The organism is Bacteroides sp. CAG:633, from assembly GCF_000435115.1.
Classification (GTDB): domain Bacteria; phylum Bacteroidota; class Bacteroidia; order Bacteroidales; family Bacteroidaceae; genus Bacteroides; species Bacteroides ndongoniae.
In genome coordinates this window covers 1,365-10,265 of sequence record NZ_FR883087.1, presented here as the reverse complement: position 1 = coordinate 10,265, position 8,901 = coordinate 1,365, and the positions used below count along the sequence as shown (strand labels likewise).

The 8,901-nt window shown below is 46.4% G+C and carries 7 protein-coding genes; 6 read left to right on the top strand and 1 reads right to left on the bottom strand.

Translation table 11 applies throughout. From position 1 onward, the window contains the following. Positions 1 to 319: 319 nt before the first annotated feature. The 6 genes from QVP67_RS09255 to hisB all read left to right on the top strand — a co-directional run bounded on the left by QVP67_RS09255 (position 320) and on the right by hisB (position 7,799). The gene (locus tag QVP67_RS09255) at positions 320 to 2,482 is read left to right on the top strand and encodes a glycoside hydrolase family 97 protein (protein ID WP_022163283.1); all 2,163 of its coding nucleotides are present in this window, start codon (positions 320 to 322) and stop codon (positions 2,480 to 2,482) included. Positions 2,483 to 2,614: 132 nt separating this feature from the next. Then, positions 2,615 to 3,106, top strand: coding sequence for a PaaI family thioesterase (locus QVP67_RS09250; RefSeq protein ID WP_022163282.1), 492 nt, complete (start codon positions 2,615 to 2,617; stop codon positions 3,104 to 3,106). A gap of 332 nt (positions 3,107 to 3,438) precedes the next feature. Continuing rightward, complete coding sequence (hisG, locus tag QVP67_RS09245; protein ID WP_022163281.1) at positions 3,439 to 4,293, top strand: ATP phosphoribosyltransferase; 855 nt, start codon at positions 3,439 to 3,441, stop codon at positions 4,291 to 4,293. A 12-nt stretch (positions 4,294 to 4,305) separates the two neighbouring features. After that, positions 4,306 to 5,589: a histidinol dehydrogenase gene (gene hisD / locus QVP67_RS09240; RefSeq protein WP_022163280.1), complete on the top strand. Its 1,284-nt coding sequence runs from the start codon at positions 4,306 to 4,308 to the stop codon at positions 5,587 to 5,589. 16 nt (positions 5,590 to 5,605) lie between these two features. Next, on the top strand, positions 5,606 to 6,643 hold the full coding sequence (hisC, locus tag QVP67_RS09235) for a histidinol-phosphate transaminase (RefSeq protein WP_022163279.1): 1,038 nt from the start codon (positions 5,606 to 5,608) through the stop codon (positions 6,641 to 6,643). A 4-nt stretch (positions 6,644 to 6,647) separates the two neighbouring features. Then, positions 6,648 to 7,799: a bifunctional histidinol-phosphatase/imidazoleglycerol-phosphate dehydratase HisB gene (gene hisB, locus QVP67_RS09230; RefSeq protein ID WP_022163278.1), complete on the top strand. Its 1,152-nt coding sequence runs from the start codon at positions 6,648 to 6,650 to the stop codon at positions 7,797 to 7,799. Between the two features lie 226 nt (positions 7,800 to 8,025). On the opposite strand, the gene QVP67_RS09225 is transcribed toward hisB, so the two are convergent. Further along, on the bottom strand, positions 8,026 to 8,901 hold an 876-nt coding region (locus QVP67_RS09225), incomplete at its 5' end, for a fibronectin type III-like domain-contianing protein (protein WP_288180071.1).

Below are 8,901 nucleotides of genomic sequence, written 5' to 3'. Positions count from 1 at the left end.
GTAAAAGGTGCATTTCTTCGAATGCTTACTCCTAACTGGGAAGGAATTTTTTCCTAACTAGGGAAAAAATGATGTGGCAGAAGACGCATTTAGTAGAGTAGATAGATGTTCTTTATGAGGGTTAAGATAGCAACTTTGCTGAAGCAAAAAATGGTGGGTTTCGGATAGATACGCAGTAAAGACATGTCATTTTCTCTGCTGGAAGGGTGTATGCAAACGTTTGTATTGCTTTCTTAAGTCTTTTCTGTTTGTCCTTCTTCTTTAAAAGTCTTTTCCTTTTTATCTTTGTGGTATGCTAATTATTAATCAACCATATAACATGAGAAACATGAAAACTATCTGTACGAAATTTGCTTGTTTTATCTTTGCGCTTTTTGCTTGTAGCGCAGCTATGGCAGAAAGTATCACTTCTCCTAATGGGCAACTTCAGCTTAACTTTTCTGTAAATGCGCAGGGGGAACCCGTTTATGAACTTTCTTATAAAGGAAAGGTTGTCATCAAGCCTTCTAAGTTAGGGTTGGAGTTGAAGGATGATCCCGGTCTGATGAATGGTTTTACACTGACCGATACCAAAACTTCCACTTTTGATGAAACTTGGGAACCCGTTTGGGGAGAAGAAAAGCAGATACGCAACCATTACAATGAACTTGCCGTTACGCTGAATCAGAAGGCACAGGAGCGTAATATCATTATCCGTTTCCGTCTGTTCGACGATGGTTTGGGCTTTCGTTACGAGTTTCCTTTGCAGAAAAATCTGAATTACATTGTGATTAAGGAGGAGCATACTCAGTTTGCCATGACGGGCGACCATACCGCTTTCTGGATTCCCGGTGACTATGACACACAGGAGTATGACTACACCGAATCTAAACTTTCGGAAATACGTGGTTTGATGGAAGGAGCCATCACTCCTAACTCTTCGCAAACTCCGTTTTCTCCTACAGGTGTGCAGACCTCGCTTCAACTGAAGACGGCTGACGGATTGTATATCAATCTGCACGAAGCCGCTTTGGTAGATTACTCTTGTATGCATCTTAATCTGGATGACAAGAATTTCATTTTTGAGTCTTGGCTTACTCCTGATGCGCAAGGAAATAAGGGTTATCTGCAAGCTCCTTGTACATCACCTTGGCGTACGGTGATTGTCAGTGATGATGCCCGCGAGATATTGGCTTCGCGTATTACACTTAACTTGAACGAACCTTGTGCTTACGAGGATGTATCGTGGATTAAGCCTGTCAAGTATGTAGGCGTATGGTGGGAAATGATTGCCGGTAAGAGTACCTGGGCTTATACAGACGAACTTCCTTCAGTGAAGCTGGGTGAGACTGATTATAAAAAGACCAAGCCAAACGGACGTCATGGTGCTACCAACGAAAACGTGAAACGTTATATCGATTTCGCTGCAGAAAACGGACTGGACCAGGTTCTTGTTGAAGGTTGGAATGAAGGTTGGGAAGACTGGTTCGGACATTCTAAGGATTATGTGTTCGACTTTGTCACTCCTTATCCGGACTTTGATGTGAAGATGCTTAATGAGTATGCTCATAGTAAAGGAGTCAAACTGATGATGCATCACGAAACTTCTTCTTCCGTTCGCAATTATGAACGTCACATGGATCAGGCCTATCAGTTTATGGTAGACAATGGTTATAATGCGGTAAAAAGCGGCTATGTAGGCAACATCATTCCTCGTGGTGAACATCATTACGGACAGTGGATGAACAACCATTATCTTTATGCTGTGAAGAAAGCTGCCGAATATAAGATTTGTGTCAATGCTCACGAGGCTGTCCGTCCTACTGGTTTGTGCCGTACTTATCCTAATCTGATAGGGAACGAATCGGCACGCGGAACCGAGTACGAAGCCTTTGGTGGCAGCAAGCCATTCCATACCACATTGCTTCCTTTTACCCGACTGATTGGCGGTCCGATGGATTATACTCCGGGAATTTTCGATACTAAACTGGAGTTTATGGGCGATTTGCCACATGGCCAGGTGCAAACTACATTGTGTAAACAGCTGGCGCTTTATGTAACGCTCTATAGTCCTTTGCAGATGGCTGCCGATTTGGTGCAGAATTACGAGAAGCACATGGATGCTTTCCAGTTCATTAAAGATGTGGCGGTTGACTGGGACGAAAGCAAGTACATCGAAGCCGAGCCGGGTGACTACCTGACTATCGCACGTAAAGCCAAAGGAACAGGCAACTGGTTTGTGGGAGGTATTACTGACGAGAATGCCCGCACAGCTACATTTGCTCTTGATTTTCTGGAGCCGGGTAAGAAATATGTCGCTACTTTATATGCCGACGGAAAGACGGCCGATTACAAGGAGAATCCGACCGAATATCAGATAAAGAAGGGAATTGTAACGTCTAAAACCCGTCTGTCTGTCAAAGAAGCACGAAGTGGTGGTTTTGCTTTAAGTCTGATAGAGGCCACTCCTGAAAATTCCAAAGGTGTGAAGAAATGGAAATAACATGCTTAAGGTAAAAAGAAGTTTGATTTAGGCATTAGTTGTGTCCCGTAGGATTATGATTTCTACGGGACATTTTTTATCTTCGCTGCTACATTAATAATTTATAGTTCTAAGGTCATAAAAATAGAGGCTATGAGAAAGATTATCAATCCATGGAAAGATATGGAAGGCTATAATTGTTTTGGCTGTTCGCCTGATAATGAAGCTGGAGTGAGAATGGTGTTTTATGAAGACGGTGACGAGATAGTCAGTGTATGGAAACCTCGTCCCGAGTATCAGGGATGGCTGAATACGTTGCATGGTGGCATCCAGTCAGTATTGCTTGACGAGATCTGCGGTTGGGTCGTATTTCGTAAATTGCAGACAGGCGGTGTGACTTCGAAAATGGAAACACGTTTCCGGAAGTCTATCTCAACAAATGATACACATGTCGTGTTGCGTGCTTCATTGCGCGAACAGAAAAGGAACCTTGCTGTCATCGAAGCACGTTTGTACAACAGTGCCGGTGAACTCTGTACAGAAGCTATCTGTACTTATTTCACTTTTCCGCGTGAGAAAGCTGAACAAGAGATGCATTTCCATCATTGTGATGTTGAGTCGGAGGAGATTTTACCTTTGGCTTGATGTTTTTTGTAGCATTTTTGTTTTTGCATGGTGAAAAAGTGATAGGTAAACGGAATATTTTGTGATAAATCTTTGGATATTACAAACGAATACTTTACTTTTGTCGCTGTAACAATAAAGAAAGAGCATGAGAACAGTCATTACACATCATCACCATCATCATCCTGGCGAGTAATTCGGTGGGCGAATGAGTGTATGTATAATGTAATAAAGACATAAATGAACGAGGCTTACCGGATATGGGGTAGGTCTCGTTTTTTATTTCTACTTACCTGATTTATTGTTTGAGAAATAATAATCATGAATACTAATATAAATAGTTAGATGAAGTTATGTTACTAAGAATTGCAGTGCAGGCCAAGGGTCGTCTTTATGACGAAACCATGTCATTTCTTGAAGAGTCGGATATAAAACTGAGTGCTACAAAGCGTACCTTGTTGGTACAATCGACTAATTTCCCTGTGGAAGTGTTGTTCTTGCGCGACGACGACATACCACAGACCGTGGCAACCGGAGTAGCCGATATAGGTATCGTTGGTGAGAATGAATTTATGGAGAAAGGCGAAGATGCTGAAATCATCAAACGTCTGGGCTTCAGTAAATGCCGTTTGTCATTGGCTATGCCGAAAGACATCGAGTATTCGGGCATCCAGTGGTTCGAGGGGAAGAAGATAGCTACATCGTATCCCGGCATCTTGTCGAACTTTTTGAAAAAACAAGGAGTGAATGCCGAAGTGCATGTCATCACCGGATCGGTAGAGGTTTCGCCGGGTATCGGTTTGGCCGATGCGATTTTCGATATTGTCAGTTCAGGTTCGACATTGGTAAGTAACCGCTTGAAAGAAGTAGAAGTGGTGATGAAATCCGAAGCGTTACTGATTGGCAACAAGAATCTTTGTCCGGAGAAACAAGAAATTCTTCGCGAACTGCTTTTCCGTATGGATGCAGTGCGTACGGCAGAAGATAAGAAATATGTACTGATGAATGTGCCAGAAGAGAAACTGAAGGAAATCGTTGCCGTACTGCCGGGAATGAAGAGTCCGACGGTAATGCCGTTGGCACAAAAAGGATGGTGCTCTGTACATACGGTGCTTGATGAACAGTGCTTTTGGGAAATTATTGGCAAGCTGAAAGCATTGGGAGCTGAGGGTATCCTGGTGTTGCCGATAGAAAAAATGATTATTTAACCGTTTATTACTATGATTCTTGTTACATATCCAGATAAGGCTCAATGGGCCGATTTGCTGAAACGTCCGGTTATGAATACCGAGGACTTGTTTGACACGGTACGAAGCGTCATCAATCGTGTGAAGGCCGAAGGCGACCGTGCTGTCCTGGCTTATGAAGAGCAGTTTGACAAAGTGCAACTTGCTTCGCTTGCTGTTTCCGAAGAAGAGTGGGCCGAAGCGGACAGCCTGATTGACGAAGAACTGAAACAGGCCATTCGTTTGGCTAAACAAAACATAGAGACTTTCCATGCTGCGCAACGATTTGAGGGTAAGAAAGTGACAACCAGTGCAGGAGTAACCTGCTGGCAAAAGGCAGTACCCATTGAAAAGGTTGGTCTTTATATTCCCGGTGGTACGGCTCCCTTGTTTTCTACCGTACTGATGCTGGCTGTGCCGGCCAAGATTGCAGGTTGTGGAGAAATTGTGCTTTGTACCCCTCCGGGACGTGACGGCAAGGTACATCCGGCCGTACTTTTTGCCGCCAAGGTAGCAGGTGTAAGTCGTATCTTCAAGGCTGGTGGAATACAGGCCATTGCTTCTATGGCTTATGGTACGGAGAGTGTGCCACGAGTATACAAAATATTTGGTCCTGGTAATCAGTACGTCACGGCAGCCAAACAGCTGGTCAGCCTGCGCGATGTAGCCATTGATATGCCTGCCGGTCCGTCCGAAGTAGAGGTGCTGGCCGACGAAACAGCCAATCCGGCTTTTGTTGCCGCCGATTTGTTGAGTCAGGCCGAGCATGGAGTAGACAGCCAGGCTATGTTGATTACCACTTCCGAGTCGTTACAGCAAGCCGTCAAGGCCGAAGTAGAGCGACAGCTTGAACTTCTGCCCCGTAAGGAGATTGCCAGCAAGTCGCTTGCCAACAGTAAGCTGATTGTGGTACGCAGTCTGGACGAAGCCATCGAACTGACCAATGCCTATGCCCCCGAGCACCTGATTGTAGAGACGGCCGATTATCTGTCGGTTGCCGAGCGGGTGGTGAATGCCGGTTCCGTATTTCTTGGTCACCTTTCTCCCGAGAGTGCGGGCGATTATGCTTCGGGTACCAATCACACGTTGCCTACCAATGGCTATGCCAAGGCTTATAGCGGGGTGAGCCTCGACAGTTTTATCCGTAAGATTACTTTCCAGGAGATTCAGCCGGAAGGCATTCGCCATATCGGTCCGGCCATTGAAGTCATGGCAGCTAATGAGCATTTGGATGCACATAAGAATGCGATAACCGTGAGATTGAAAGCCTTACAATAACTTAAAACGACTAATCATGAAAACAATACAGGAACTGACCCGTCCGAACATTTGGCGCTTGAAGCCTTATTCTTCGGCACGCGATGAATATAAGGGAGTAGAGGCTTCTGTTTTTTTGGATGCCAATGAGAATCCCTATAACGGTCCTCACAACCGTTATCCAGATCCTTTGCAATGCGAACTGAAAAACGAATTAGCTAAAGTAAAGAAAGTTGGCGCCGATCATATCTTTCTGGGGAATGGCAGTGACGAAGCTATCGACTTGGTATTCCGTGCCTTTTGCGAGCCCCGTATAGACAACGTTGTGGCGATCGACCCAACTTACGGCATGTATCAGGTATGTGCTGAGGTCAACGATGTAGAGTATCGGAAGGTGTTGCTGGATGAACAATTCTGCTTTTCGGCCGACAAGCTGCTGGCTGCTGCCGACGAGCACACGAAAGTTATCTTTCTATGTTCTCCCAACAATCCTACGGGCAATGATTTGCCGCGTGCAGAAATAGAAAAGCTGCTTTCGTCTTTTCAGGGGCTGGTCGTTTTGGATGAGGCCTACAACGACTTTTCCGAAGTGCCATCTTTCCTTACCGAGCTGGAGAAATATCCCAATCTTATTGTCCTGCAGACGTTCTCCAAAGCCTGGGGATGTGCGGCTATCCGACTCGGAATGGCTTTCGCTTCTCCTCAGATTATTGCCGTGTTCAACAAGATAAAGTATCCATATAATGTCAACCTCCTGACACAGAAACAGGCCATTGAGATGCTGCACCGTTATTACGAAGTAGAGCGTTGGGTGCGGACCTTGAAAGAAGAACGTGGATACCTGGAGGCAGCGTTTGCCAAGTTGCCTTGTACGGTCAAGATGTATCCGTCGAATGCCAACTTCTTCTTGGTGCGGGTGACAGATGCCGTCAAGATATACAATTATCTGGTAGGGCAGGGCATCATCGTGCGCAACCGTCATTCGGTGACGTTGTGCGGAAACTGTCTGCGCGTGACGGTCGGCACCCGGATTGAGAATAACAAACTGATAGAAGCATTGAAAAACTTTTCGTGAGCAGATGATGAAAAAAGTTCTTTTTATTGACCGCGACGGTACGCTGGTTATCGAGCCGCCAGTCGATTATCAGCTGGATTCGTTGGAGAAGCTGGAGTTTTACCCCAAGGTGATGCGCAATTTGGGTTTCATACGCAGTAAGCTTGACTTTGAGTTTGTCATGGTGACCAATCAGGACGGACTGGGCACCGCTTCGTTTCCTGAAGAGACTTTCTGGCCGGCTCATAACCTGATGATGAAAACGCTAGCTGGCGAAGGTATCACGTTCGATGAAGTCTGCATTGACCGAAGTATGCCTGCCGACAATGCACCCACCCGGAAGCCGCGTACAGGGATGTTGGAAAAGTATCTTCACAATCCGGAATACGACTTGGCGAACAGTTTTGTGATAGGCGATCGTCCGACCGATGTGGAATTGGCTAAGAATCTGGGTTGCCGTGCTATATTTTTGAACGACAACGTACAACTCTTGAAGCCTGTAGCAGAAGGCGGACAGGCTGCTTGCGAAGGACTTCTGCAAGTGTGTGCATTGGCCACGACAGACTGGGATAAGGTTGCCGAGTTCCTCTTTGCCGGCGAACGCAGGGCAGAAGTCCGCCGTACGACGAAAGAGACCGATATCTATGTGGCAGTCAACCTGGACGGTGACGGAAAGTGTGATATTGATACCGGCTTGGGCTTCTTCGACCACATGCTGGAGCAGATAGGCAAGCATGGAGGAATGGATTTGACCATTCGTGTGAAGGGAGATTTGGAAGTAGACGAACACCACACAATCGAGGATACAGCACTGGCTTTGGGCGAATGTCTGTATCAGGCTTTGGGCAGCAAACGGGGAATTGAACGTTACGGCTATGCTTTGCCAATGGACGATTGTCTGTGTCAGGTTTGCTTGGACTTTGGCGGACGTCCCTGGTTGGTTTGGGATGCTGAGTTTCGTCGTGAAAAGATAGGCGAGATGCCTACGGAAATGTTTCTTCACTTCTTTAAGTCGTTGAGCGATGCTGCCCGCATGAACCTGAACATCAAAGCCGAAGGACAGAACGAACATCACAAGATAGAAGGCATCTTTAAGGCATTGGCCCGTGCGCTGAAGATGGCTGTGAAGCGTGACATTTATCATTTCGAATTGCCCAGTTCGAAGGGCGTACTATAGGAATACAGGCGCTGTGAGCCACACTTGTGTTGCTCGTGAGCCGTGCAAGTGTCTCTCGCGAGCCGTACAAGTGTCTCTCATGAGCCATGCAAGTGTCGCTCAACAGCGGTTATAGTAGTGTTATCTTAAAACACAATTGGCACAAACTGACGCAAACAATTTCTATTGAATATTTGCGTCAGTTTGTGCCAATTTACATTTCAGGATGTTCCTGGCAGCGTGCCTGTTACAGCTTTATTTCTGCTACGCCCACCCGGTCGTCTTTCAATACGATGCGCAGGTCGCTTGCGGTACTTCCCTTGAATTTGTAGGTGATTGCTTTCCCGTATTCGCTTACGGTACCCGAATATACTGTGAGGAATTGTCCGCCTCCGCCCGACAGCTGTATTTCAAATTCAGCTGGTAGGTTGTTTTCGCGGGTGAATGTAATATCCACTTTTTCTACGTGTGGAGAATTGTCCAGCGACAGGGTGATGTAATCTCCCTTATTCCCTTGCCACGAAGTGTCAGCTTTGCCGTCCAGTACCAGGCTTGTGCTTTCCGGATTGGTACTGGCTGTGACGGGGCTTTGCGATTTTTGTGCTTCGATGGCTTGCAGGCGGGTTGTGTATTCTTCTACCTGAAGCATTCCGCTCAGGCGGATGTCTTCGGATGAGGCTCCTGCCATGATGCTGAATTCGCCCGGTTCTACTACCCACTTCATGTCAGCATTCAACAGTTCAAAGTGCTTACGGTCGAGGGTGAATGTAACCGTTTGTGTTTCGCCCGGACGGAGGTGGATGCGTTCGAATCCGGCCAGATTCTTCTCGTAAGTAGTAACAGAACTGATGACATCGCGCGTATAGAGCTGTACTACCTCGTCGCCGGCTCTTTTTCCGGTATTGGTCACTTTAAGACTTACTTGCACGCGTTCGTTGGGAGTAATGACCTTCGGCGAGATTTCGAGGTCGGAATACTCGAATGTCGTATAGCTCAGACCATAACCAAAGGGGTAGAGGGCACCGTTTACACGGGTCATGTTGCCGTCCAGTCCCATGTTCTGTCCGCCGTCAACCTGTGACGAAGGTTTGCAGGGGAAGTTGAAAGGTATCTGTCCGACGCT

Excerpts from the sequence above, each read along its gene's own strand:
- QVP67_RS09255 (WP_022163283.1), top strand. The coding sequence starts at position 320 with ATGAGAAACATGAAAACTATCTGTACGAAATTTGCTTGTTTTATCTTT.
- QVP67_RS09250 (WP_022163282.1), top strand. The coding sequence starts at position 2,615 with ATGAGAAAGATTATCAATCCATGGAAAGATATGGAAGGCTATAATTGT.
- hisG (WP_022163281.1), top strand. The coding sequence starts at position 3,439 with ATGTTACTAAGAATTGCAGTGCAGGCCAAGGGTCGTCTTTATGACGAA.
- hisD (WP_022163280.1), top strand. The coding sequence starts at position 4,306 with ATGATTCTTGTTACATATCCAGATAAGGCTCAATGGGCCGATTTGCTG.
- hisC (WP_022163279.1), top strand. The coding sequence starts at position 5,606 with ATGAAAACAATACAGGAACTGACCCGTCCGAACATTTGGCGCTTGAAG.
- hisB (WP_022163278.1), top strand. The coding sequence starts at position 6,648 with ATGATGAAAAAAGTTCTTTTTATTGACCGCGACGGTACGCTGGTTATC.